26 protein-coding genes are annotated in these 23,069 nt (G+C 69.6%); 7 read left to right on the top strand and 19 right to left on the bottom strand.

The genetic code is table 11. The features are described 5' to 3' along the window. Positions 1–189: 189 nt before the first annotated feature. The 9 genes from F9B16_RS30785 to F9B16_RS30745 all read right to left on the bottom strand — a co-directional run bounded on the left by F9B16_RS30785 (position 190) and on the right by F9B16_RS30745 (position 8,268). A complete protein-coding gene (locus F9B16_RS30785) occupies positions 190–1,410 on the bottom strand; it encodes a phage major capsid protein (RefSeq protein WP_192809073.1) in 1,221 nt (406 codons plus the stop codon). Positions 1,411–1,716: 306 nt separating this feature from the next. Further along, complete coding sequence (locus F9B16_RS30780) at positions 1,717–2,007, bottom strand: hypothetical protein (RefSeq protein ID WP_151543721.1); 291 nt, start codon at positions 2,005–2,007, stop codon at positions 1,717–1,719. Between the two features lie 293 nt (positions 2,008–2,300). Then, the gene (locus F9B16_RS30775) at positions 2,301–2,795 is read right to left on the bottom strand and encodes a phage terminase small subunit P27 family (protein WP_151543720.1); all 495 of its coding nucleotides are present in this window, start codon (positions 2,793–2,795) and stop codon (positions 2,301–2,303) included. 199 nt (positions 2,796–2,994) lie between these two features. Continuing rightward, a complete protein-coding gene (locus F9B16_RS30770) occupies positions 2,995–3,309 on the bottom strand; it encodes a hypothetical protein (RefSeq protein ID WP_151543719.1) in 315 nt (104 codons plus the stop codon). Positions 3,310–3,568: 259 nt separating this feature from the next. Next, positions 3,569–5,146, bottom strand: coding sequence for a hypothetical protein (locus tag F9B16_RS30765; RefSeq protein ID WP_151543718.1), 1,578 nt, complete (start codon positions 5,144–5,146; stop codon positions 3,569–3,571). Continuing rightward, positions 5,143–5,817 (bottom strand): hypothetical protein, encoded by a 675-nt coding sequence (locus tag F9B16_RS30760; RefSeq protein WP_151543717.1) that lies wholly within the window; start codon positions 5,815–5,817, stop codon positions 5,143–5,145. The genes F9B16_RS30765 and F9B16_RS30760 overlap by 4 nt, the downstream gene beginning before the upstream one ends. 121 nt (positions 5,818–5,938) lie before the next feature. After that, a complete protein-coding gene (locus tag F9B16_RS30755) occupies positions 5,939–6,175 on the bottom strand; it encodes a hypothetical protein (RefSeq protein ID WP_151543716.1) in 237 nt (78 codons plus the stop codon). Next, positions 6,172–6,390 (bottom strand): hypothetical protein, encoded by a 219-nt coding sequence (locus tag F9B16_RS30750; protein ID WP_151543715.1) that lies wholly within the window; start codon positions 6,388–6,390, stop codon positions 6,172–6,174. The genes F9B16_RS30755 and F9B16_RS30750 overlap by 4 nt, the downstream gene beginning before the upstream one ends. Before the next feature lie 387 nt (positions 6,391–6,777). After that, the gene (locus F9B16_RS30745; protein ID WP_151543714.1) at positions 6,778–8,268 is read right to left on the bottom strand and encodes a recombinase family protein; all 1,491 of its coding nucleotides are present in this window, start codon (positions 8,266–8,268) and stop codon (positions 6,778–6,780) included. A 26-nt stretch (positions 8,269–8,294) separates the two neighbouring features. Between F9B16_RS30745 and F9B16_RS30740 the strand changes: the two genes are divergently transcribed. From F9B16_RS30740 to F9B16_RS30730, 3 genes are all read left to right on the top strand, one after another. Then, positions 8,295–8,513, top strand: a complete 219-nt coding sequence (locus F9B16_RS30740) for a cytochrome ubiquinol oxidase subunit I (RefSeq protein ID WP_151543713.1) — start codon at positions 8,295–8,297, stop codon at positions 8,511–8,513. Positions 8,514–8,515: 2 nt separating this feature from the next. Then, positions 8,516–9,526, top strand: a complete 1,011-nt coding sequence (locus F9B16_RS30735; RefSeq protein ID WP_151543712.1) for a cytochrome d ubiquinol oxidase subunit II — start codon at positions 8,516–8,518, stop codon at positions 9,524–9,526. 71 nt (positions 9,527–9,597) lie between these two features. After that, positions 9,598–10,272, top strand: a complete 675-nt coding sequence (locus F9B16_RS30730) for an esterase/lipase family protein (RefSeq protein ID WP_151543711.1) — start codon at positions 9,598–9,600, stop codon at positions 10,270–10,272. Positions 10,273–10,372: 100 nt separating this feature from the next. On the opposite strand, the gene F9B16_RS30725 is transcribed toward F9B16_RS30730, so the two are convergent. From F9B16_RS30725 to F9B16_RS30685, 10 genes are all read right to left on the bottom strand, one after another. Beyond that, positions 10,373–11,227: a geranyl diphosphate 2-C-methyltransferase gene (locus F9B16_RS30725; protein WP_151543710.1), complete on the bottom strand. Its 855-nt coding sequence runs from the start codon at positions 11,225–11,227 to the stop codon at positions 10,373–10,375. An 80-nt stretch (positions 11,228–11,307) separates the two neighbouring features. Beyond that, positions 11,308–12,723, bottom strand: a complete 1,416-nt coding sequence (locus tag F9B16_RS30720) for a family 2 encapsulin nanocompartment cargo protein terpene cyclase (RefSeq protein WP_225992075.1) — start codon at positions 12,721–12,723, stop codon at positions 11,308–11,310. Positions 12,724–12,909: 186 nt separating this feature from the next. After that, on the bottom strand, positions 12,910–13,800 hold the full coding sequence (locus F9B16_RS30715; RefSeq protein WP_151543709.1) for a TauD/TfdA dioxygenase family protein: 891 nt from the start codon (positions 13,798–13,800) through the stop codon (positions 12,910–12,912). 14 nt (positions 13,801–13,814) lie between these two features. Beyond that, positions 13,815–14,648 (bottom strand): ABC transporter permease, encoded by an 834-nt coding sequence (locus F9B16_RS30710; protein WP_151543708.1) that lies wholly within the window; start codon positions 14,646–14,648, stop codon positions 13,815–13,817. Beyond that, positions 14,645–15,451, bottom strand: coding sequence for an ABC transporter ATP-binding protein (locus tag F9B16_RS30705; protein ID WP_225992074.1), 807 nt, complete (start codon positions 15,449–15,451; stop codon positions 14,645–14,647). Before F9B16_RS30705 ends, F9B16_RS30710 begins: the two co-directional genes overlap by 4 nt. Further along, complete coding sequence (locus tag F9B16_RS30700) at positions 15,448–16,524, bottom strand: ABC transporter substrate-binding protein (RefSeq protein WP_151543707.1); 1,077 nt, start codon at positions 16,522–16,524, stop codon at positions 15,448–15,450. The genes F9B16_RS30705 and F9B16_RS30700 overlap by 4 nt, the downstream gene beginning before the upstream one ends. Positions 16,525–16,634: 110 nt before the next feature. Further along, the gene (locus tag F9B16_RS54220; protein ID WP_360762034.1) at positions 16,635–16,712 is read right to left on the bottom strand and encodes a putative leader peptide; all 78 of its coding nucleotides are present in this window, start codon (positions 16,710–16,712) and stop codon (positions 16,635–16,637) included. Between the two features lie 100 nt (positions 16,713–16,812). After that, positions 16,813–17,097 (bottom strand): DUF6295 family protein, encoded by a 285-nt coding sequence (locus F9B16_RS30695; protein WP_151543706.1) that lies wholly within the window; start codon positions 17,095–17,097, stop codon positions 16,813–16,815. A 14-nt stretch (positions 17,098–17,111) separates the two neighbouring features. After that, positions 17,112–17,855 (bottom strand): dienelactone hydrolase family protein, encoded by a 744-nt coding sequence (locus F9B16_RS30690; protein ID WP_151543705.1) that lies wholly within the window; start codon positions 17,853–17,855, stop codon positions 17,112–17,114. A 159-nt stretch (positions 17,856–18,014) separates the two neighbouring features. Beyond that, on the bottom strand, positions 18,015–18,845 hold the full coding sequence (locus F9B16_RS30685; RefSeq protein WP_225992076.1) for an undecaprenyl-diphosphate phosphatase: 831 nt from the start codon (positions 18,843–18,845) through the stop codon (positions 18,015–18,017). Positions 18,846–19,112: 267 nt separating this feature from the next. Here F9B16_RS30685 and F9B16_RS30675 point away from each other — a divergent pair, with 267 nt between their 5' ends. The 4 genes from F9B16_RS30675 to F9B16_RS30660 all read left to right on the top strand — a co-directional run bounded on the left by F9B16_RS30675 (position 19,113) and on the right by F9B16_RS30660 (position 22,846). Then, positions 19,113–19,640 carry an HU family DNA-binding protein gene (locus tag F9B16_RS30675; protein ID WP_151543702.1) on the top strand — a complete coding sequence of 176 codons (528 nt, stop codon included), beginning with the start codon at positions 19,113–19,115 and terminating at the stop codon, positions 19,638–19,640. A gap of 71 nt (positions 19,641–19,711) precedes the next feature. Next, positions 19,712–20,215, top strand: coding sequence for a SigE family RNA polymerase sigma factor (locus tag F9B16_RS30670; protein WP_151543701.1), 504 nt, complete (start codon positions 19,712–19,714; stop codon positions 20,213–20,215). 2 nt (positions 20,216–20,217) lie between these two features. After that, positions 20,218–21,243 carry a hypothetical protein gene (locus F9B16_RS30665; protein ID WP_151543700.1) on the top strand — a complete coding sequence of 342 codons (1,026 nt, stop codon included), beginning with the start codon at positions 20,218–20,220 and terminating at the stop codon, positions 21,241–21,243. A 127-nt stretch (positions 21,244–21,370) separates the two neighbouring features. After that, on the top strand, positions 21,371–22,846 hold the full coding sequence (locus F9B16_RS30660; protein ID WP_225992073.1) for an alkaline phosphatase family protein: 1,476 nt from the start codon (positions 21,371–21,373) through the stop codon (positions 22,844–22,846). Positions 22,847–23,069 lie beyond the last annotated feature (223 nt).

Raw genomic sequence — 23,069 nt, 5'->3', positions numbered from 1 at the left:
ACACACGAGAGGCCCGACCGGTGGTAATCGGTCGGGCCTCTCGCTTTGTGGAGGACTCCCCGGCTGGGCGGGCTTAACCAGCAGCCGGGAAGTCCCGTTCAGTTCCGCGCTGGCGGCCGGGGACGGCGTTTCCCGTTGCGGCCTCCCCAGTCATCATAAAAGGAGGCCAGCCGCCAGCGCGGAAGTCTGTTACGCGGCGGGCGTGAGGTCCACCTCCACGATGGAGAACGGCCGCAGGACGTCCAGCCCGAACCGTCCTTCGAAACGCCATTTGATCATGTTGCCCTCGAAGTCGGAGCCCGGAGCGGACGCGCCGAACTTGTCGGCCGCATAGTGGTTCTCGCTCCAGTCCAGCCGCCCTTCCTGGCGGACGTGCAGCCGGGTCGCGTTCGCGAAGTCCGCGAGGTACACGGTGGTGTCCGCGACCGCTTCGGAGAGGACCACCGGAACGCCCCACAGCCGACGTGCGGCCCGGTCCACCGGCGCATTGCCGAGCATGAATCGGTCGTTCGCGTCTGCCGACAGCTCGAAGGACTCCCAGGCGTCCGCGCTCATCACCCAGCCGGTTGGAGCGATGGCGCTCTTCTCCAGAAGGGTGATCGCCTTCCGCGTCACGATGAACTCGTCATCGCCGGAGGTCCGGGCCAGCGTCTGGATTCCCGAGGTGTTGCCGATTCCCACCATGTCGTCCAGCACGCCGGTCGTAGAACCGGCGCCATTGATGATCTGGTCCTCCAGCTCCAGTTCGAGCCCGAGTCGCATTTCCGACTCCAGCGCCTCCTGAAGGGCCGGAGCGTCATCGAAGATCTGGCGCGGCATCGACTCGGAAAGGTGCGCGATGACGACCGCGCGGCCTTCCTTGTCGTCGTAGGTGTAGACGGAAGTGGGCTTCTTCTTGCCCTGGGCGACCGTCGAAGCGTTGTTGGTCCGAACGGTCTGCTGGATGTACTTCCAAACGCCGGTCGTGTCGGCCACTGCCGGGATGAGCTGGCGGAGCGAAAGGACCGGCGAGTTCAGCGGAATGGGCTCCGTGTCCATCGGGACCTGGACCGGAACCGCGCCGTTCGCGAGGATCGACTTCATGCCGAATCGCTCGCTGTAGTCGGTGACGGCCTTCGCCCACTCGCCCGTACCGCCGGAGGCCCGAACCTTGGCGTTCCCCGGAATGGCCTTCACGCCATTCCCGGAGCCGTTGAGTTCGGCCGTCAGCGCGGCCAGGCCGGACCGGACATCGTTGTCGGCCTTCTCCTGCTCGATGGCGGTCTTGAGGTCGCGAGCGTTCTTGATGTGGTTCTTGAATGCGGTCGTCTCGTCCGCCGAAAGGGTGCCGTTCTCGGCCTTCGGCTGGAGCGCCTTTGCGGCGTCCACTTCCGCCTGGAACCTCTGCTTGAGGTTTTCGAGCTTGCTCACGTTGCTTTCCCTTCGGGATGCTGAATGGAGAAACATCCGTCTTGGGCTCAACGGGCCGCAGTGCGGCGGGAAAAGCCTCCTCGAAAGGATGGGGGAACGGGAGCCGTCCGGCGTTGGCGAGATCAGCAGGACGCGGAGGAGAGAGCGGAAAACTCCACGCCCCGCCTACAACGCCGGACGGCTGCGAACGGCTTACGCGGCGGGCGGCCAAAGGCTCCCCGATAGTGGCTTGTCCTGGCCAGGATCCTCACCACAAAGCAGCCCTTGGCGACGGGCCGGTTTGGCCGACGTTCACCGAGATGGAGATTAGCCGAGAATTGCCCGCTCGACTTCGTTGCCATTCCGGAACTTCACGACCTCCAGCCGATCCCCAGCCTTGACAGCCGTGCGTTCTGCGGAATCGTCGTCGCACAGCGACCAGATAGCACCCTCCCCATCGAGCAGGAATTGCGGGACACCGGGGGTGTAGTCCGCTTTGTGAACGAGCGTGAGCGGCGGCGGAATGGCCGATCCGATGGGAATGTGAATGGTGATGCCGGCAACGAAATTGCTGGCGGCTTCGTCGGTAATTGCGGTATCGGTGCGGAGGATTCGCATTGTCGTTCTCTCCCGTCTAGTCCATCCAGCCGTAGTCGGCTCCGGTCACCGGGTCCCAGTACAGAGTTCGCGGCCCTTCGACGCCATTCCTCCAGACGGAGAACCACATAGCTCCGTGCTCGCCCTCTTCGGGGAGCCAGCCCGTTGCGTATACACAGTCCCCGGCGGGGCTGAGGTGGAGCGTAAGGCCCGTCCAGCCCGGCCGGGTGTCCGCGTCCGCGCTGCCGAGAATGCGCACGTTTCCGTTGGCGAGAACGGACGCGGGGACGTGGCGCGCTACGGCCTCCCGGACGTCATCCGCTGAGGAGGTCTTCATTGCTACTCCGCTCCTCCTGCTTCTCGATGATCCCCGCGCGCTTCCTGGCGTCCGGCGAGAAGCCCAGTTCTTTCGCCAGAAAGCGAAGCTGATTGCTGGCGACGTTGAGAAGTGCGGTCGCCGGATTCCGGACCATCCGATGCGCGTCTCGCTTTGAGATGCCCTTGACGAACAGACCTTCCGCGTTGATCTGCTCCAGACATTCCGCGTAGACGCCGGTCCAGACGCAGTGAAGCGTCACCATTCCCCGGTCGGCTTCGCGGAACCGGTCGGGCTGATTGGCGTACACCTCGGAAAGGCGCGTCCACTCCTCGTCTGCGTATGAGTCCTCCGGGATGATGACGGAGACCTCTTCCCAGTCGAGAGCCGCACCCCCGAGTGACTTCCGGGCGTGTTCTCTGCGGTCTGCTTCGGCCTCCGACTTCCCGCTGATGAGCCGCAATTGATCGTTGCTCTTGGGCCTTTGTGGCATGAATTGCCCCCTTCTCACTGTTACGGACGGTAGCTGGTACCTGGGTTGCGGCCACGCTGCCAGGCACAACGCTGCTCACCTCGGAGGTCCTTCTGCCCTCCCCGGTCAGATGCGAAGGCCCCTACACCCCTGTTGATGTGGTCATATGTGGCCGGCCAGCATCTGGCCTGGTCGGAGTGCTGTTAACGCTCCGGAGTGGCTACCGACTGGCGGGATTGCCGCGCCTGCGGTAACGGTCGAAGACGGATTCACCGCCGCCAATCGGGCCGTTACGCCAAACACGATCATCCCAGTCTTGTGCTGTGCCTTCGTCCACGGTTATGTATTCGATCCGCTCGCCCGTTATGTGATGGAGTTCGCCGCCAGACTGGACGACGACAGGGATGCGGACCTTCCGCTTCTTGTCCTCCTCTTCATCCTCGGGTCGCCAGTACGCGCTACGGCCCGAAGAGGGTAGAGCCGTACGTGGCTTAGGCGGTCCTTCTGGCTTCTCGCGTCGCGGGTAGTCGCTCATCTCTCGTCCTTTCCTCGTACCCCTAAAGAGAGAGGCAGGGTCTCTATCGTCCCTATCGTCCCTCTCACTTACTCATACTGCTTCCTACCTCGGCTAACGCCCCGGATGAGGCAGGGACGATAGGCCGGGAGATCGTCCCTCCCGGCCGCCGGATCGTCCCTCCCAGGGTCGATATCGTCCCTGGATCGTCCCTCCCTATCGTCCCTCCTCCCGGCCTATATCGCCCCAGGTAGATCGGGGCGCAGGGACGATAGAGACGTTAGGGACGGTCCTTTCCCTCCTCTTCTTTGGGAGCCTCTTCCGGGGCTCTCAGATCGACGTAGCGGACGCCGTTAGACCTGGGCCTGGTAACGGACCAACCGGCCTCCCGGAGCGGCGGAGAGAGCCGCGTAAGGGCGTGCCCGAGCGAGTGTGGCGACTGCGGTATGCCGCTGCTCTTACCGAAGCGCGTCGCCGTGTCTTGTACCTCGGTGAGTAGTTGGTCCGGCGTTCCGCGCCAATGGCCCTTGTGACTGGCGACGATCATCTTGAGGACGACCGTTAGCGAGTCGCCCTCAGCAATTCCCCGGGCCTGCTGCCGCTGGAGGTTCCAGAAACGCTGGAGTGTCTTTGTGTCGCCCCAGACCAAATCGACAGCACGAAGGGCGTGTGCGAAGTCCGCGAGTCGGGGCGCCTTCTTGGTGATATGCCTTCCGCTCTCCATAACTTCCAGGACATTGCCCAGACAGTCGAGAATCGCACCAAACACCGACCCTCTAAGCGCAGAGAAGTCTTCGGCAATAGCTGCCTCGCTGCGCCGCTCCTCTGGCGGAATAGGCGCCAGCGTCACCATAAACATTCGGTCGGCCAGGTCCGGCCGAATGCCTAGGACTTCGATCCCGTTGAGGACGATGACGCGCTTGAAGGCGCGAATGGCGATGTCGTCGTTTGTGTAGAGCTGACGCTCAATCACCCCATCACCCGAGACGGCCCGGCAAAGGTCGTCGCTTAGCCATTCGGGAATCTTGGACATGTTCTCCAGCGGGACGACCCACGAGGCATTCGCCGCACTCGACCAGTCCTTATCGTCGCGCGGCTTCTTCCGCAGCGGAACGGACGTCGGGTCCATCAGCGTAACGAGCATCTTGGTGAGGTCGCTTTTCCCGGTGCCCTGCTCTCCATTGATGTAGAGAACGGCGTGCTGTATCTCCGGGATGAACGAGACGACGACATAGGCCAGGAGTAGGTCTAGGTCGCGTTGCGAGACGTTCAGCAATTCGCCTATTCCGTCGAAGGTCCCGCCTTTCCTTGGCTCCGGGAAGGGCATGGTTGCCTTTGTCCGGCGGAAGAGGATCGGGGACTTGTCTACGATCTCCCACGAGCCAGGCCGGACGATGACGGCCCGTTCGTCCGCGTCCCCGAGGTCGATGACGATGCCCCTAGACGGCCCGGATTCGCGCCCTACGCGCAGCGCCACGGGCTCCGGGTCTACTTCCATGGCGATGCCCGCTAGAACGCCTCTCGCTTCGTTTAGGGAGTTTGTAGCCGGAGGCTTGCCGTGCGCACGGTAGAACTCCCGCGCTAGCTCGTTGAGTAGTTCGCCCTGGCCCTTGTCGAAGTACCGGACGACTCCCGACCCTTCGAGCGGGACCGCGAACGGCTTCCCCACTTCATCGCGCCCAAAGCGGTAACGCTCCAGCGCAATCTTCAGGAGCTTTTGCGCTTGGGTCTCGTTGTCCTGGTCTCCGCCCTTCTTGCCCTTCTTTGTCTTCTCGGCCTGCTCGACCAATTCCTCAGTCTCGTCCGCGACGGCCCCTGTAGCAGCCTCCGCAAAATCCCGCTTGGCCTTCTCGCTCATCGGGCGGTTCCCCCACTTCCCCAGCGCCCGGACTTATGGCGTCCGCGCGGAAGCGGCCCGATCCGGTCGATTATGTGCCGTAGCTCCTTATGCGGTAGCTCTCTTAGGTCGTCCAGGCCCCATCCGGCCTCAATGTGGTCGGTGAGATCGGCGTGATCGTCGGTGACGGCCGGGAACAGCAGGCCGATCCGGGAACGCGGGATATCCCACTTCCGCAAAAGGCGGACGTGATGGTCCGCTAGCTGCATTCCGGTCGCGTCCCGATCGAAGACGATCCAGATCACTCCGCTGCTGCCGGCAAACCATTCTGCCTGGCTAAAGCGGGCACCAGCCCCGCCCTGGTGATGGGTCGTAGTCGCGATCCCCCACGCCTTATATGCGGTCCGCGCGTCCTTCTCACCCTCGCACCAAAAGAGGTCTTCTCCGCGCGCCTTAGCCTCCAGCAATTGCGGGAGGCGGTACAGGAGCTGCCCGCCGTACGCCCCCACGGACGGCTCCCAGTAATTCGGCTTGTCCTCCGGATCGGGCCGGTTCCACACGCGGAAGTCCTTCGACTCCTCACCGGTCGCGGAGTCCACGACGGAATAGCGCAGCTTCTTGACGACCTTTTCTCCAGCCTTGTCGCGGTAGACGTAGGTCGCGGTGTGCTTACGCGTGATCCTTTTGGGCATCGACTAAGCTTCCTCTCGCATTCCCGCCCCCAGTGGGAGTGTCCTTCTTGGTATCGTCTGGCCGTTTGTCCCCGGCCTCCTCGAATCGCCCCGGTTGCCCAGGCCGGGGCGATTCGCACTTTTACTCGTCGTCGTTCAGCCAGAGAGCGCGGATATTCGCCCAGGGAATCACGAGGGTTTGACCGGACTCGCTCTGGTACTTTCCGTGCTGAAATTTGAACTGTTCGACGTCGATCCGAACGCCGCTTAGGTCCGTCGCCTCCACCCAGCCGAAGCACTCCGTGATGTACCGGCCAGCGCTTTCGAGTGGCTTGACGAACGTGACCGTTACGCTGTCACCGCGTCTGACGAGGTTCATTCCGCCGCCTCATAACCAAGGAGGCCAAGAATTCGGTCGGCCTGCTCCGGAGTTGGCAGCGGGTAGTCCGCTACGGCCTTTTCTGCGGCAGCCTGGACCTTTGCCCAGGCGAGATCCCGCCGCGCCTTCTCCTCTTCGGCCTCGTGGCCTTCTCGGACGGCAGCCGAGACACGCCGCGAATGGCGCGCCACCGCCGGATGGATCTTGTAGCCCAAGGTTCCGCTCCCATGCCCTGCCGGGGGAGCCCTAGAACGCCCAGAGATGGCCGGAGAAGCCACGGGACGACCGGACCCACACCCGAGGTTGGATAGGTCGCGCTTGGTGGCTACGCGGTAGGCGGGAGCCCCTGGGGCGGGATCGACGTCCCGCGCTGCCTAGCTCCCGACCGTCGTCTCACGACGGCCCAATGCGCTCCGTGGCGTAGTCGCTTATCCCGTCGATTACAGAGCGCCTTCGACTTGCGACGCTCCGCTAGGCGGAACCGAGCGATGAGAGGAACGTACCCGATTTCCTGAATGCCCGCTTTTGACCAACGATCTTGCTACATAGCAAAAGGGAGCGGCCCCCAACTTGGGGTCGCTCCCTTTTTGCGTTCGCTGCAACTAAGCGGCGTCCGGCCCGATGAGAGGCGTGAGGGTCACCCGATCCGCAACCGGCACGTTCCGGCGTCCCTTCCCTACGGGGTGTAGCCGGATGTCGTAGATCTCCGCGACCATCCGCCGGGCGGCCGGGATATCGCTCCAGTCCACCGCTCCCGGCCGGAGAATCGCGGGCGTGGCCGCCTGCTCCGCGCGCTCATCTGCGTTGGCGATTTTGGCTTTGAGGTCGTCGCGGAATTCGATGTACTCGTCCAGCTCCAGCCGACCGGCCTTGTGGGCGTCGCGAATCTCGGTGAGCTTGGCGCGGAACTTCGCCGCTTCTGTACGCGCCTCAATGGCTGCTGCGTCGTCCGACATCCGGGACCGCAGGAACTCCCGGACGTCTTCCCGCGAGAGATAGGCGTCAACATGCGCCTTCACGAACTCGTCTAGGTCGTCCGCCTTTATGGAGCTGTGGCGCTTAACGCAGGCGTAGTAACGCACCTTTTCGCGACGCTGCGCTTTGTCGTCCTTCGTGTTGACCCACTCGCCGCATTCACACCGCGCGTTGTACGAGAGAAGGTGCTGCGCGCGACTCGGCCGGGTGGTCTTCCGCTTCGGGTCGCTGAGAACGTTCTGCGCCTTCCAGAACGTCTCTTCATCAATCAGAGCGTCCCACGAATTGGGGTATTCCTTCGGCTCCCCGAACTTGACCCGGACCTTCTTGCCTTCGCGCTCGACTACCTTCGTCGGCTGGTGGACGCGCGTCCCGATGTACGCCTTGTTGGTCGCGATTCCCCTGATGACCGAACGGGCCCAGCCCTGGCGGCCGGACGGGTTGGGCGTCTTCGCCTTCTCCAGCCGGGCCTTTATCTTGCTGATGTCCTCGGCCTTGGCGATAGAGCGGATGATGTCGCGGACGACTGGCGCGGTGTCCTCGTTGGCGATTTGCTCGATGTATTCGCCGGTCTTCGGGTCGTATATGCGCTTGAAGCCGTACGTCGTGTGCGAGTGCGGCTTTCCTTTGCGGGCCTGCTTCTTCATCCCGCGCTTGACGTTCTTCGAGAGTTGTACGGAGAAGACCTCATCATTGACCGCACTGTTGAGAAGGGCCTGGAGGTCGATGGGATTGTCGAGATCGAATATCCGGTCACCGACCACCAGCTTGACGGAGTGCTTCCGGCAGCGGTCCACGAATCCCGCGAAGTTCAAGACCTTCCGGTCACTCCGCGAGGTAGACCACAGCCAGATCGCATCGAGCTTACCAGCCTCTATGTCCGAGACCAGCCGGAAGTAGTCGCTGCGGATCTTCGTTGAATAGTCGGATGCCGACTTGTCGTTATCGACGTAGATAGCATCCGGGGCGATAGTCGAGTTGTGGTCGTCGGCCCATTCCCGGCCTTCGTCTTCCTGGCTCTCGACTTCGTTAGTGGACCCGTGGGCCACCCTGGACTCTCGGAGGTAGAGCCCGAGACGCAGTTTGCCCAGCTCCTGGGCGGTTTCTGTAGCTTCCACCCTTAAAGGGTACCTAGCGACGCGCGATGGAGGTCGGCCGGCAGCCCTGGATCGTGTACGGGGTCCTCCGCACGGCCGACGCCGTCAACCCGGCGCCCGGCCTGATCTGGGGCGCCGTCCTGGTCGGGATCGTGTACACCGTCCTCACCGCCGCGTCGGTGTACGTGCTGCGGCGCATGGCCCGCGACAAGCCGGTGCCGATCGCGCCGCAGGAGCAGGACGTCACCGGGTTCACGGTGGTCTGACCGTGGCGGCCGCGATCCTGCTCGCCGTGCTGTGGGTCGGCCTCAGCGCCTACGTGCTGTTCGCCGGCGCCGACTTCGGCGGCGGCGTCTGGGACCTGCTCGCCGGCGGCAGCGAGCGCGGCCGCGCGCAGCGCGCCCAGATCGAGCACTCCATCGGCCCGGTCTGGGAGACCAACCACGTCTGGCTGATCTTCGTGCTGGTCGTCACCTGGACGGGCGTGCCGGCGGTGTTCGCGGCGCTCTGCTCCACCCTCTACATCCCGCTGACGCTCGCCGCGCTCGGCATCATCGCGCGCGGCGCCGCGTTCGCGTTCCGCAAGGCCAGCACGGCGCTGTGGCAGCAGCGGCTGTTCGGCTTCACGTTCGCGTTCTCCTCGCTCGCCACCCCGTTCTTCCTCGGCACGGTCGCCGGCGCGATCGCCTCCTTCCGCGTCCCGCCGGGGCTGGCGGAGGGCGACCTCGTGACGAGCTGGGTCAATCCCACGTCGCTGATCAGCGGCGCCCTGGCGGTCGGCGTCGCCGCCTACCTCGCCGCCGTCTACCTCACCCGCGACGCCGAGCGCGGCGGGCACCCCGAGCTGTCCGAGCGGTTCCGGCGGCGGGCGCTGGCCGCGGGCGCCGTCGTCGGCGTCCTGTCCGGCGGCGGCCTCGCCGTCCTGCACGCCGACGCGCCGCGCCTGTTCACCGAGCTGACGTCCGGGCGCGGGCTGCCGCTGCTCGTGGTGTCGATCGCGGCCGGGATCGCGTCGATGGTCCTGCTGTGGCGGCGCGCGTACGTCGCCGTCCGCGCCACCGCCGCGCTCGCCGTCGTCGGCCTGCTGTGGGGCTGGGGCGCCGGCCAGTACCCGCACCTGCTGCCCGGCGTCGACCTCGACCAGGCCGCGGCCGCCGACTCCGTGCTCGTCGCGAGCCTCGCCTCCCTCGGCGCCGGCGCGCTGCTGCTCCTGCCGTCGCTCTGGTGGCTCTACGCGACGTTCCAGCGCGAGCACGCACCGGACGAGCGAGACCGGTGATTTCGCCGATGCGGTGACCGGCGACCGCAGCGACACTCGGTGACGAAACCCCCACCCCCCGAGGAGGAGCGATGCGCCGGATTCTCGGCACACTCCTGACCGCGGCGGTCACCGTGCTCGGTGCCGTCGTCGGCGTGAGCGCGCCCGCGCACGCGGCCGGGCACACGCCCGTGGTCTTCGTCCACGGCTACACCGGAAACGCGTCCAACTGGGTCACCGCGGAGGCGGTGTTCGCCGCGGCCGGCTACAGCAGCAACGAGATGTTCGCCTTCAACTACAACTCCTACGGCGACAACAAGACCAACGCCGCCAGCCTGGCCTCCTACGTGAACCAGGTGCGGGCGCAGACCGGCGCGGACAAGGTCGACATCGTCAACCACTCCATGGGCGGGCTCGTCAGCTGGTGGTACATCAAGGAGCTCGGCGGCCAGCAGTACGTCAGGCACCTGGCCTCCCTCGCCGGCGCCAACCACGGCACCACGGCGGCCTACTCCTGCCTGATCTACACGACCTGCCAGCAGATGTCGCCCGGCTCGTCGTTCATCCAGACGCTCGCCTCCGGTGACGAGACGCCCGGCGACACCAAGTACGCCACCTGGTACTCGCCGTGCGACGGCGTCATCAACCCCTACACCAGCACCATGCTCAGCGGCGCCACGAACAACTACGTGGCCTGCGAGAACCACCTCACCTACCTCACCGACACGGTGGTGCTGAACTCCGTCCGCACCTTCCTGGCGAGCTGACGCCCGCCGACCCCCTCCCGATCAGGAACCCCCGTCCCGATCAGGAACCCGCGGCCCGCCGGTGCTCCCACCGGCGGGCCGCGGAATGCCCCCGCCAGAGCTAGACGCGGTCGGCGGCGATCAGCAGGTACTGGAAGCTGCCGCCCTTGTAGGCGTCCAGGAACGCCTGCTCGATGCCGGTCGCCAGCGTCGACTTCGCCCGCAGCTCCCAGTACGGGATCGTCGCGGACGTGAGGTCGACGACGCTCACCGGGACCAGCCGGTTCGCCGCCATCTCCCGGAAGTAGGTGCTGCGCGGGTGGATGTCGCAGATGTAGTGCGCGTTGATCTCGCTGACCGCCCGCGACGGCAGCCCGTAGGCGTCGTTGTAGCAGCCGGTGATGGTCACGTACCGGCCGCCGCGCTTCAGCAGCCGCGCGTGCTCGGCGAACAGCAGGCCCAGCTCCACGTACATGGTGCTCTCGTTGTTCCAGATCGCCTGGAACGCCCCGGTCTCGAAGCCGGTGTCGAGCATGTTCTTGAAGTGGAAGCGGACCTTGTCCGCGACGCCGCGCCGCTCCGCCTGGTCGTTGGCGAACGCGACCTGCGACTCCGAGATCGACACCCCGTCGACCCGGCAGCCGAACCGCTCGTTGGCGACCAGGCTCGACCCGCCGCGCCCCGACCCGGCGTCCATCAGCCGGTCGGACGGCTTGACCGGGCCGAGGTGGCTCATCAGCAGGTCGGCCTGGGCGCTCTCCAGCCGGTGCAGCTCGGCGATGGTCCGCTGCTCGCGGGTCTCGGCCGGGCCGTCGAGGACCGTCCAGTCGACGGGGCCGACGCCGTAGTGGTGGTGGTAGATCCCGTCCACCTCGCCGAGCCGCAGGTTGACCGGGTTGCGCTCGGCGTTCCAGTACTCGGCGACCGAGTGCTGGTAGAGGCTGCCGAGCACGGGGGAGTCCTGGGTTGCGGTCATGTCCGGTGATCCTTTCGTGGGGTTCGGGTCATCGGGTCGGGGTCGTCGGGTCGGGGTCGTCGGGTCGGGGTGTCGGGTCGTCACTTGTAGCGGTCGGACGCGCCGTGCCACTCCAGGCAGCCGCCCATCCAGCTCTGCACGCCGAGCAGGAACCGCTGCAGCTCGGCGGACGGGACCGAGGCCAGCTCGCGCTGGCTGTCCTCGAACCCGCGGACGAAGTCGTTGTGCATCGCCACGGCCGTCCGGACCGCCTCCTCCAGGGGGCAGCCCTCCTCCTCGGCGATCAGCAGCACCACGTTGCAGTCGGGCAGGTCGTCGGCGGCCTCCCGCTCGACGGAGTGCAGGTCGTTGACGATGACGGAGGCGGTGCCCGCCTGCATCACCGCGCGGTGTACGCGCGGCTCATAGAACAGGTTCGCGTCCAGCTGGTAGCCGCCGACGACGTCGATCAGCGTCATGGACGTGTAGAAGCTGTCGTGCTGCCGCGCCGCGAGGTACCGCCACACCGGGGGCAGTTCGCCGAGGTGCCGCCACGCCGCGTACGCCGTCCAGCTCACGTACATCTGGAACGTGGTGTTGAGGATCCGCATGACCTGCGACGGCCCGGCGTGCCGCTTCAGGTGCGCGGTGGCCGAGCGCAGCGCCCGCAGGACGGGGTCGGACTCCACGGCCCCCTCGACCTGGACGGTGTACTTGCCCGCGTCCGGCGGCGGGTCCATCGCCGACATCACCAGCGCCAGCCGCGGCGGCAGCTCGGTGGGGGTGGCGCCGAGGTCGCTCTCGTCGGCGTAGTAGTCGTCGCACGCCCACCACGCGGCGTTCATCTTGGCGGCGAGCAGCAGCGGGTCGACGTCGTCGGTCTCGGGATGGGCGAGCACGGCGAGCCGCCCGAACCCGGTGTTCCGGAACTTGTCGAGCTGGTCGGCGTAGATCCCCACCTCGTCGGCCCACTCGACGAGCCGGTCGTTGACCACGAGCGCGAGGTCGTCGTCGATCCGGGCCGTCAGCGGGCAGTACAGCGGCGGGAACGAGCCGTCGCCCCAGGGGCGTTCGGCGTAGCCCGGCGAGAAGTGGCCGCCCTTGCGCGTGGGGCTCGGCAGGGGCGTCGGCAGGACCGGGAGCGCGGCGTCCGGTTCGGGCGGTTCGTGCGCACCCAGGTCCGGGACGCCCGGCTCGGCGGCGTCGGGCTCGGCGATGTCCGGCGCATCCGGCGCCGGCGGATCGGGCTCAAGGACGTCGGGTTCCTGCGCGGCCGGTGCCTCGGGGGCGTCGAGGGGCGGGGGCGCCGGCGCGTCGGTCGGCGGCGGGACGGTGCGGAGGGCGTCCAGGATGCGCGCCGCCGACGTGCCCAGCCCGCTCGGCCCGGACAGCAGCCGGCTCACCCGCTCGGCCGCCGCTCGGCCGGCCGCGGCGCCGTCGGGGGAGCCGGCCTCGGCCTCCGGCGCCGGCCCGTCCGTCGCGCAGCCGGGTCCGCGGGCAACGCTGCACTCGTCCATCGTCGTTCCCCTCGCTGGATCATGGCGTGGTCGGCCGGAACCAGTTACTCACAGCTTCAGGGTGACTACAACAGGCAATGACCTTGCCTTGGAGTGACAGCATGTAGTCGGGTGGACACGTGTTCCTCAACGGGCAGGGCCCGGCGGCCCCGTCCGGGACCGCCGGGCCCTGCCCGGCTCGGTGCGCTACGCCGCGGCGGCCGCCGCGGCCGGGGTGTAGTGCCCGGCGTCGTCGCCTTCGAGGATGCGGCTCGACTCGCCGTCCACGCCCACGGGCGCGTCGCCGGCGACGGTGACGCGGTGCAGGACGCGCGGCAGGTCGCCGTAGTCGTCCGGGGCGTAGTGCTGGGTGATGCGGTTGTCGAACAGCACGAGGTCGCCGGGGTTCCACGCGACCCGGACGATGTTCTCCGGGCGGGTCACGTACCGCTGCAGCAGCCGCAGGATGTCGCGCGACTCCGTCCCGGACAGCCCGACGATCTCCTGCGCGAACCCGCCGATGAACAGGCCGCGCTCGCCCGTCTCCGGATGCACCCGCACGACCGGGTGGACGGTCCGGTAGCGGCGCGCGGTGAACACCTTCCGGTATTCGAGGGCCTTCTCGGTGTTGCTGCGCGGCACCGCGTAGTCGTAGTCGTTGGTGTGCACGGCCCACAGCCGGTCGGCGAAGTCCCGCAGCTGGTCCGGAAGGTCCCGGTAGGCGGCGGCGGAGTTGGCGATGAGCGTGTTCCCGCCGTACGGCGGGACGACCAGGGCGCGCAGCGTGCTGAGCTTCGGCGGCGTCCGGACGAACGTGACGTCGGTGTGCCAGTTGTTGGACCGGATGCCCTCCTCGCCGTTCACCGGGAGGATGTCGGGCTGGCCGTCCACGGACGGGACGGTCGGGTGCGCCCGGGTGAGCTCCCCGAACCGGGAGGCGAAGCGGAGCTGGCCCTCGTCGTCGAGGCCGGCGCCGCGGAACACCAGCACCTTGTGCGCGAGCAGCGCGTCGTTGACCTCCTCGAAGGGCAGGTCGTTCGGGTCGGCCCCGGTGTACTCGGCGCCGATGCGGCCGCCGATGCGGCGGAATTCGGTCATGATGCGAGCCCTTTCTAGCGGCGGACGGTGGGGTCGGCGAGCCGCAGCAGCAGCCGCAGCAGGCCGTCGAAGGCGAAGCCGAGCACGGCGATCTCGGCGATCCCGCTGAAGATCAGCGGCGTCTGGAGGTAGTTGCCGGCCTGCAGGATGAGGTAGCCGACGCCGCCGGTGGCGGCGATCATCTCGGCGGCGATGATGGCGGTCCACGCGCCGCCCATCGCGATCCGCATCCCGGTGATGACGCCGGGCACGGCGGCGCGCAGCCGCACGTGCAGCATCGTCCGCACCTGGGAGGCGCCGAGGCTGCGGCTGGCGTTCAGCAGGTCGGGCGGGACGGCGTCGAGCGCGCCGAGCGTCGCGACCGTCACGACCGGCAGCACCCCGAAGAAGATCAGCGCGATCTTCGAGGTCTCGCCGATGCCGAACCACACCACGAGCAGCGGGATGAACGCGATCGGCGGCAGCGGCCGCATGATCGCGATGAGCGGGTCGGCGAGCTCGCGGATCACCCGGACCCCGGCCATGGACGCGCCGAGCGCCAGCCCGGCGGCCGTGCCGAGCAGGAACCCGGCGAGGATCCGCCCGGTGCTGATCAGCGCGTCCGCGACCAGCGTCTTGCCCTGCACCTCCGGGTACGGCTTGCCGAGGTACTTCGCGAGCGTGCGGGCGGTCTCGGTGACGGTCGGCAGCGTGACGGCGTCGCCGATGACCAGCGCGGCGATCTCCCAGACCACCAGGGCGAGGGCGATCGCTCCGGCGCCCGTCCAGACCCGCCGCCACGAGCGCGAGGAGCGAGGGGCGCCGGCGGACGCGTCTGCGGCGGCCGGGGCTTCGGTCGTGGTCGTCACCGTTCCAGCACCTCCCGGATGCGGCGCTTGGCGTTCACGAACGCGAGCGTCTCGGTGTCCTCGTACGCGCGGGGGCGCGGCAGCTCGATGTCGATGACGTCCTTGGTGCCGGCGGGCGGCGCGGACAGCACGCACACGCGGTCCCCGAGCAGCGCCGCCTCCTCGACGTCGTGGGTGACGAACACGATGGTGGTGCGGTGCTTCTGCCACAGCTCCAGCAGGAACCGCTGCATGGCGGCGCGGGTGATGGCGTCGAGCGCGCCGAACGGCTCGTCCATCAGCAGCACGCCCGGCCGGTTGACCAGCACTCGCGCGAACGCGGCGCGGTGCCGCATCCCGCCGGACAGCTCGTGCGGGTAGGCGTCGCGGGCGTCGGCGAGCCCGACCGTCTCCAGCAGCCGCTCGGCCTCCTCCCGCACCCGCGGGGTCAGCGCGCCGCGCGCCTTCGGCCCGTACAGGACGTTCTGCCAGGTCGTCAGCCACGGGAACAGGTTCGGCGTCTGGAACAGCACGCCCCGGTCGTGGCCGGGCCCGGTGACCGGCCGGCCGCCGACCAGCACCTCGCCGGAGTCCGCTTCGGTGAACCCGGCGACGATGTTCAGCAGCGTCGACTTCCCGCAGCCGGACGGGCCGAGCAGGCACAGGAACTCGCCCGGCCGGACGTCGAGGGTCACCCCGTCGAGCGCGGGGCGGCCGGGGCGGCGCCGCCGGCTGAACGTCTTGCGGACGTCCCGCAGCCGCACCCCCGCGGGCTCGTCGACGGCGGGCTCCGCGGTCGCTGTTCGGGTCTCGATGGCGCTCACTTGCAGCCTCCGGACTGGGCCTTGTCCCAGAAGGACGGATCGATGTGCCGCGCGATCTGGGCCTGGTCTGGGACGCTCTTCGCGCGGCCCTGCGTGACGAGGAACTCCGCGGTCAGCTTGAAGTTCTGGGCGAGCTTGCCCGTCGCGGCCGTCCCGTCGGGGCCCTTGAGCCAGGCGCCCTCCTCGGCGGCGGGGATGTACGGGTAGGTCTTGGTCGCGGCGATCGCGTCCGCGGGCGTGACCCCGACGAACTTGGCCGCGGGGGCGATGTACTCGTCGGCCTGCGGCCCCTTCACGAGCGCCTCGGCCTTGGACATCTGGCAGACGAGGGCCTGCACCACGTCGCGGTGCTGCCGCGCGTACGGGGTGGAGACCGCCAGCATGTTGACGGCCGCGTAGCCGAGCCTGGCGATGTCGGTGGAGCGCACCAGCACGCGCGCCTTGTGCTTCTCCAGCTCGAGCAGGAACGACTGGCTGATGTAGACGGCGTCGATCTTGCCCGCCTTCCAGGCGGCGGCCTCGGCGGCCTCGCTGGCGAAGCTGGCGATCTGCACGCGGTCCGTGAGGCCCTGCGACTTCAGCCAGCCGCGCAGCTGGAAGTCCAGCGTGGAGCCGACGAGCACGCCGACCTTGCGCAGGTCGCCGGGCGCCTTGATCTTGTCGTCGACGGCCAGGCCGGAGGCGTCGATGCCCTCCACGTACACGGCCGTGACGTCGGTTCCGCTGGTGAAGGCGCCGGTGAACGGGGGGTTGCCGACGCCGGCGACGAAGGGGAAGGCGCCGGCGCGCAGCTGGGCCATGCCGGCGACGCCGCTGTCGATCGGGCGCAGCTCGATCTTCCCGGGGACCTTGTCCGCCAGGTCCTTGCGCGCCGCGACCACCGCCTCGGGGCCGGCGACGGCGCCCTGGAAGTAGCCGATCTTGATGGTGCCGGTGGCGCCGCGCGCGGACGTCCCGCACCCGGCGGCGGCGATCGCGAGGGCGGCCGCGGCCGCGGCGATCCGGACGAGCCGCGCTCTCGCGCGCGGCGGCCGTCCGGGCAGGGGTTCTCCGGGCAGGGGTTTTGTGAGCATGGGAAACGTGTGTTCCTCGGGCGAGCGGCCGGCTCGTGCCCTGGTGCAGGGCGCCGGACCTGGGGGACGGGACGGGCGGGCTCCGCGGGGCGGGGGCCGCGGGCGGGTCGTCAGGCCGGACAGCGCGCGGCGGCCACGCGGAGCAGGTCCACGTGGCGGCGGCGGACGAGGCGGGGCCGGAGGCGCATGCCGGTATGAGAACACGGCGGGCGCCCTCTATGCAACTATTCCTACTGGTTTAATCTGAATTGATCCGCCGGGGGTCCCCCTCGCGGGGGACGCGCGGGCTCAGGCGCCGCGCGGTCCGGCGGCGGAGGCCATCCCGGGCGGCGCCGACGCGAGGGCCCGCTGGATCGCCTCGACGAGCGCGAGCGCCGCCTCCTCGGTCAGCTCCACGGCGACCCGCGCGGACGGCCCCTCGGACGGGTTGGTGAAGTCGATGTTCAGCGTGTGCTCGTGCGTCGAGTGGAACGGGTGGTCGACGTAGACCGCCCCGTCCGTCAGCGTGAACCAGCCGGACGCGCCCTTGGCGGCTCCGGCCAGCGCGACCTTGTGGGTCTGGTAGGTGCACATGCGGGGGTCTCCCTTCAGGACGCGAGGTGCCGGCCGTAGAAGTCGAAAATGCGCTTCCAGCCGTCGACGGCCGCCTCGGGACGGTAGGCGGTCCGCTCGACGGAGAAGAACGCGTGCCCGGCGCCCGGGTAGCTGTGGAACTCGTGCTCCTTGCCGAGCCTCGTCAGCTCCGCGTCCAGCTCGGCGACCTCGTCCGGCGCGGGGAACTGGTCGTCCTCGCCGAACAGCCCGAGCAGCGGGCAGGACAGGTCGCCCGCCCTGTCGATCAGCGGCCCCGCCTTCAGCGGGAACTCCGCCGGCGGCTCCTTCACCACGAACGCGCCGTAGCAGTCGACGGCCGCGTCGATGTCCAGCGACACCGCGGCGAGGAACGCCTGCCGCCCGCCCGAGCAGTACCCGATCACGCCGATCCTCCCGTTGGCGCCCTCCAGCGAGTTGAGGTACGCGGCGGCGCCGGCGACGTCCCCGACGAGCTGCTCGTCCGGGACGCCGCCCTTGGCGCGGGCGGCGGCGGCCTGGTCGTCGGGGCTGACGCCCTTGCCCTCCCGCGAGTACAGGTTCGGGCAGATCGCGGCGTACCCGCGCGCGGCGAACGTGCGGGTGATCTGCTTGGTGCCCTCGTCGTAGCCGGGCAGGTGGTGGATCACGACCACGCCGCCGCGCGGCCGGTCGCCGAGCGGGCGGGCCAGGTACGCCTCGAGCTCGGCGCCCTCATGGCCGGTGATCGCGACGGTGCCGGCCTGCATCTGGTCAGTCATGGGTGCGCAACGCTCCGTATGCGGATGTGGACACGGTCGGGCGCGGTCCGCGGACCGGCCGTGCGGACCGTGCCAGTCTGCCCCATGGCCCCGCCGGACGATCGGGCACCCCGCCGCTTCGGTGACCGCTCGCCGGGGACGCCCGTCGGGGCTCCGGCGTCAGCCGTTGAGCGTTCCGGCGCCGAGCAGCGCGAAGAGCAGCAGGCCGACGGCGACCCGGTACACCACGAACGCGGTGAAGGTGTGCCGCGCGACGAACCGCAGCAGCCAGGCGATCGAGGCGTAGGCGACCACGAACGACACCGCGGTGCCGATCGCCAGCGGCAGCGCGCTCTCGCCGGACCCGAGGGCGCCGGGCAGCTCGTACAGGCCGGCGCCGGTCAGCGCGGGGATGCCCATGAAGAACGACAGCCGGGTGGCGGCGAGCCGGTCGAGGTTGAGCAGCAGGCCCGTCGAGATCGTCGCGCCGGACCGGGAGAAGCCGGGGAACAGCAGCGCGAGGATCTGCGAGGAGCCGACGAGCATCGCGTCACGGAAGCCGGTGTCGTCCTCGCCGCGCTTGTTGCGGCCGTACCGGTCGGCGAGCCACATCACGACGCTGCCGACGATCAGCGAGCCGGCCACCACCCACAGCGAGGCGAGCGGCCCCTCGATGAGCGGCTTGGCGGCGACCCCGACGACGACGACGGGGACGGTGGCGAAGATGACCCACCACGCGAACTTGTAGTCGTGGTGGTACCGCTCCTCCTTGTTCGCCAGGCCCTTGAACCACGCCCCGACGATCCGGACGATGTCGGAGAAGAAGTAGACCAGCACGGCGGCGATGGCGCCGACCTGGATGACGGCGGTGAACCCGACGACGCCCTTGTCGTCCACCGGGACGTCCATCAGCCCCTCGACGATCTTCAGGTGCCCGGTCGAGGACACCGGCAGGAACTCGGTGAGGCCCTCGACGACGCCGAGGGCGATGGACTGGCCGACGTTGATCACGCTCAATGGACGGTTCCCTCACGCCTCGTCACCGGCTCGGTGACGCGAGCCTACCGCCGCCGGCGCCGTGCGCGGCGGGTCTGGCCGGACCCGGGCGCGGCGGGCCGCCCGCTCGCCGGACCCCGGGCACGGGGGTGCCGCTACCAACCGTGACGCCGCGCCGCGTCCGGCCGCCGCCGGATCCGGAAATCCGGCCGTATCCAGGGAATTCGGCGGTCACGCTGGGCTAGCCTGAGCGCACGAAACGCCGCAATGGAGGCAGGGCGCATGAATCGCAGCGAGTTGGTCAAGGCCGTGGCGGACCGGGCGGGCGGCGACGAGGCGGTCGCGCGCCGGCACGTCGACGCCCTGTTCGAGGCGGTCATGGAGGCGGTGTCCGCCGGGGAACGGGTCGTCGTCACCGGGTTCGGGGCGTTCGACCGGTCCTCCCGCCCGGCGCGCAGCGCCCGCAACCCGCGCACCGGGGCGCCCGTCGAGGTGCCCGCCGCGCTCGTCCCGACGTTCCGGTTCGGGCAGACGTTCCGCAACCGCGTCGCGCAGAGCGCCGCCCCCGCCGAGGTCGCGGCCCCGGCCGAGGTCGCTGTGGAGGCCGCGCCCGCCGAGGCGGCCCCCGCGGTCGAGGACGCGCCCGCCCGGCCGAAGAAGCCCAAGAAGGGCAAGAAGGCCGCCAGCAAGAAGGCGCCGGAGAAGGCCCCGCAGAAGGCCCCGAAGAAGGGCAAGAAGGCGGCCGCGGAGACCACCGCGCCGAAGAAGAAGAGCGGGAAGGCCAAGGCGCGGGCCAAGAGCGGGAAATAGCCGCGCCGCGCGGGCAACCATTGCGGCCGCCCGGCCGGTAGATGTCGGCGGACGATCTACTGGGAGGTCGGATGCGGGAGCGACCGGACTACGCGGCGTACGTGACGGAGCGGTCGCCGCGGCTGCTCAGAACGGCCTACCTGCTGTGCCGCGACTGGGCGCTGGCGGAGGACCTGCTGCAGACGGCGCTGGTCAAGGCGTGGCGGGCGTGGCGGCGGGTCGGGGACAACCCCGACCCGTACGTGTACCGGATCCTCGTCAACACGCACGCGTCGTGGGCGAAGCGGCGCTGGCGCGGCGAGCGGCCCACCGAGCGGCCGCCGGACGGCCCGGACCCGGCCGACGGCATCGGCGCCGCCGAGGACAAGGCCGTGCTGTGGGCCGCCCTCGGCCGGCTTCCGCAGCGCCAGCGCGCGACGGTGGTGCTGCGCTACTTCGAGGACCTGTCCGAGCCGCAGGTCGCCGCGATCCTCGGCTGCTCGGTCGGGACCGTGAAGAGCCAGACCAGCAAGGCGCTCGCCAAGCTCCGGATCGATCCCGGCGTGCTGGCCGCCGCGCCAAGGGGAGGGGAGTGACCATGGCCCACGACCTGAAGGACCTGACCGCGGTCATGGAGGCCGAGAGCGCCCGCGGCGTCCCGTCGCCGGACCTGCTGGACGGCGTCCGCCGCCGCGTCCGGCGCGGCAACCGGCTGCGCGCCGCCGCCGCGGCCCTCGGCGTGGTGCTGGTGGCGGGGACGGCGTTCGGGGCCGTCCAGCGGTTCGGCCCCGGCGGCTCGGCGGACCCGGAGCAGCGGGGGTCGGCGATCACGGGCGCCGTCGACCGGGCCTTTCCCAAGAGCCGTTCGGTCCAGGGCCTGAAGCCGGTGACGGAGCGGCGGTTCTCCTGGTACGGGCGACTCGCGCGCATCACGTTCACCCCGACCGGGCCGTACACGATGTTCACCACCTACTGCTCGAACGGCGCCACCAGCTTCGAAGTGATGAACGGAGACCTGGCGAACGCCGACTGCGGCGGAGCGCAGTTCATGCTCACCACCCCCGGTGTCCCCACCACCGTCCAGATCGCGGTCCTTCCGGCGGACGAGGCGCGGCGATTCGACATGACGGACGACCCCGCCGCGCTCGACCGGTACCTGGCGGGCCGCGAGCCGAGGCGGGGGAACTGGAGCGTCCGCGTCTACAGCGGGCCTTGCACGTCCGCCAACTGCAAGCTGATGCGGCGTCTGGCACCCGCCCCGCAGCCGCCCCTGACGGGGCTGGCGAGCCTGGGCCGGGCGACGGGCACCGCCGACGGCCGCGCCCGCACGGTGCCGCTCCACGAGCGGGTCACGGCGCTGCGGCTGCGGGTGACGTGCGCGGACGGCGCGGCGCACGCCGTGGTCCGGATCGCCGGGCGCGCGAAGGTCGTCGAATGCGAGGCCGCCGAGTCGAAGGGCGTCGTCTGGGACACCGATGTCCCAGGAGGGACGGACGCCGTCGATGTCGCCGTGCTGCCGGCCGAAGTGCCGAAGGTGGGCGGCACCGACGACGCCGCGCTGGCGAAGGCGATGAAGGGCGTGAAGCCGGACGGCACGTGGACCCTGGAGGTCTACGCCCGCTGAGCCGCGGGCCGCCGGGCCGGGGGACGCGCGCCCCGGCCCGGTGTGCGTTCCGGGCGCGCCCCGGCCCGGCTCGCCGAGCGCCGCGCGGATCCGCGGACGCCCAGGTCGGCCGGGTTACGCTCGCGAAGTGATCTTGAGTGGTGAGCGGCGGGGACAGCGCCCGGGGGCGCCGCTGACGCGGCGGCGGCTGCTGTCGGCGGCGGGCGCCGCGACCGCCGCGGCGTTCGCCGCCGAGTTCCTCCCGCCGAACGTGCGCCGCGCGCTGGCCGCCCCGCCGGCGCGTCGCCGGGGGAGCCTGAAGGACGTGAAGCACGTGGTGATCCTCATGCAGGAGAACCGCAGCTTCGACCACTACTTCGGGACGCTGCCCGGCGTCGCCGGGTTCTCCGACCCCGCCGCGATCACGCTGAGCACCGGCCGGCCGGTGTTCTACCAGCCCGACGACGTCAACGAGGCCGGCTACGTCCTGCCGTTCCACCTCGACACCACCAGGAGCAGCGCGCAGGCCATCCCGTCCACCAGCCACGCGTGGAGCGTCCAGCACGCCGCCTGGAACAACGGGAGGATGGACGGCTGGCTCGCCGCGCACCGCGCCGCCGACGGGGACAACGCGCCCTACGTCATGGGCTACTACACGCGCGAGGACATCCCGTTCCACTACGCGCTGGCCGAGCAGTTCACCGTCTGCGACCGCTACCACTGCTCCGTGCTCGGCCCGACCTGGCCGAACCGGCTGTACCTGATGAGCGCGAGCATCGACCCGGACGGCGACGACGGCGGCCCCATCACCGGCAACGTCGACCCCGAGCCCTACACCTGGGACACCTACCCTGAGGCGCTGACCGACGCGGGCGTGAGCTGGAAGGTGTACCAGGAGGCCGACAACTACGGCTGCAACATCCTCGAGCCGTTCGCCGCCTACCAGGACGCCCCGACGAGCTCCCCGCTCTACAAGAACGGCATGCGGACGTACTCGGCGGGCCAGTTCGAGTACGACGCCGCGCACGACCGGCTGCCGGCGGTGTCGTGGATCATCCCGACCAGCTACCAGTCCGAGCACCCCGACTACACGCCCGCCGCGGGCGCCGACTACGTCGCCGCGAAGATCGACGCGATCGCGTCCAACCCGGACGTGTGGGCCAAGACCGTCTTCATCCTGAACTACGACGAGAACGACGGGCTGTTCGACCACGTCCCGCCGCCGGTCCCGCCGCCCGGCACCGACGGCGAGTTCGTCGACGGCGTGCCGATCGGCGCCGGGTTCCGCGTCCCGTGCGTCATCGTGTCGCCGTGGACGCGCGGCGGCTGGATCGCGAGCGAGCCGTTCGACCACACCTCCCCGCTGCGGTTCCTGGAGCGGGTCACCGGCGTCGGGATCCCGAACATCAGCGACTGGCGCCGCGCCGCGTTCGGCGACCTGACCTCGGCGTTCGACTTCGGCGGGCGCCCCGGCGGCGAGGCGTTCCCGCGGCTGCCGGGCACCAAGGGGCCCCTCGCCGACGCGGTCACCGGCGTCACGTCCCTCCCGCCGCCCGCGCTGCCCGGCGCGGACCAGACCCCGCCCGTCCAGGAGCACGGCCCGCGGCCCCGCCCGCGGCGCTGAACCGCACCGACAGCGACAGGAGACCGGCATGGTGTGTGGAGCGCGTGGATCGCGTGGATTACGTGGGTTGAGTGGATCACGAGGACTGCGAGCGCTCGGCCGCACCGCCGCCGGCGCCGCCGCGGGCACGGCGCTGGCCGCGCTGCCCACCGCGGCGTTCGCGCTGACCGGACCGGACCCGGGCGCCGGGGCGGCGGACGAGCAGGGCGTCCAGCCGGGCGCG

Origin of the sequence: Actinomadura montaniterrae, assembly GCF_008923365.1 — a bacterium.
Classification (GTDB): domain Bacteria; phylum Actinomycetota; class Actinomycetes; order Streptosporangiales; family Streptosporangiaceae; genus Spirillospora; species Spirillospora montaniterrae.
Note: the sequence above shows the minus strand (reverse complement) of the source record. Positions and strands in the feature narration are given on the sequence as shown.

What these genes read in the sequence shown, in the direction of transcription:
- F9B16_RS30695 (WP_151543706.1), bottom strand. Translation starts at nt 17,097, where the DNA reads ATGTGCACCTACCAGACCCACAAGGTCGCGCTGGCCGGAGCCGCCAAG.
- F9B16_RS30730 (WP_151543711.1), top strand. Translation starts at nt 9,598, where the DNA reads ATGCGCCGGATTCTCGGCACACTCCTGACCGCGGCGGTCACCGTGCTC.
- F9B16_RS30720 (WP_225992075.1), bottom strand. Translation starts at nt 12,723, where the DNA reads ATGGACGAGTGCAGCGTTGCCCGCGGACCCGGCTGCGCGACGGACGGG.
- F9B16_RS30715 (WP_151543709.1), bottom strand. Translation starts at nt 13,800, where the DNA reads ATGACCGAATTCCGCCGCATCGGCGGCCGCATCGGCGCCGAGTACACC.
- F9B16_RS30700 (WP_151543707.1), bottom strand. Translation starts at nt 16,524, where the DNA reads ATGCTCACAAAACCCCTGCCCGGAGAACCCCTGCCCGGACGGCCGCCG.
- F9B16_RS30725 (WP_151543710.1), bottom strand. Translation starts at nt 11,227, where the DNA reads ATGACCGCAACCCAGGACTCCCCCGTGCTCGGCAGCCTCTACCAGCAC.
- F9B16_RS54220 (WP_360762034.1), bottom strand. Translation starts at nt 16,712, where the DNA reads ATGCGCCTCCGGCCCCGCCTCGTCCGCCGCCGCCACGTGGACCTGCTC.
- F9B16_RS30760 (WP_151543717.1), bottom strand. Translation starts at nt 5,817, where the DNA reads ATGCCCAAAAGGATCACGCGTAAGCACACCGCGACCTACGTCTACCGC.
- F9B16_RS30755 (WP_151543716.1), bottom strand. Translation starts at nt 6,175, where the DNA reads ATGAACCTCGTCAGACGCGGTGACAGCGTAACGGTCACGTTCGTCAAG.
- F9B16_RS30690 (WP_151543705.1), bottom strand. Translation starts at nt 17,855, where the DNA reads ATGACTGACCAGATGCAGGCCGGCACCGTCGCGATCACCGGCCATGAG.
- F9B16_RS30780 (WP_151543721.1), bottom strand. Translation starts at nt 2,007, where the DNA reads ATGCGAATCCTCCGCACCGATACCGCAATTACCGACGAAGCCGCCAGC.
- F9B16_RS30770 (WP_151543719.1), bottom strand. Translation starts at nt 3,309, where the DNA reads ATGAGCGACTACCCGCGACGCGAGAAGCCAGAAGGACCGCCTAAGCCA.
- F9B16_RS30675 (WP_151543702.1), top strand. Translation starts at nt 19,113, where the DNA reads ATGAATCGCAGCGAGTTGGTCAAGGCCGTGGCGGACCGGGCGGGCGGC.
- F9B16_RS30765 (WP_151543718.1), bottom strand. Translation starts at nt 5,146, where the DNA reads ATGAGCGAGAAGGCCAAGCGGGATTTTGCGGAGGCTGCTACAGGGGCC.
- F9B16_RS30775 (WP_151543720.1), bottom strand. Translation starts at nt 2,795, where the DNA reads ATGCCACAAAGGCCCAAGAGCAACGATCAATTGCGGCTCATCAGCGGG.
- F9B16_RS30670 (WP_151543701.1), top strand. Translation starts at nt 19,712, where the DNA reads ATGCGGGAGCGACCGGACTACGCGGCGTACGTGACGGAGCGGTCGCCG.
- F9B16_RS30740 (WP_151543713.1), top strand. Translation starts at nt 8,295, where the DNA reads ATGGAGGTCGGCCGGCAGCCCTGGATCGTGTACGGGGTCCTCCGCACG.
- F9B16_RS30665 (WP_151543700.1), top strand. Translation starts at nt 20,218, where the DNA reads ATGGCCCACGACCTGAAGGACCTGACCGCGGTCATGGAGGCCGAGAGC.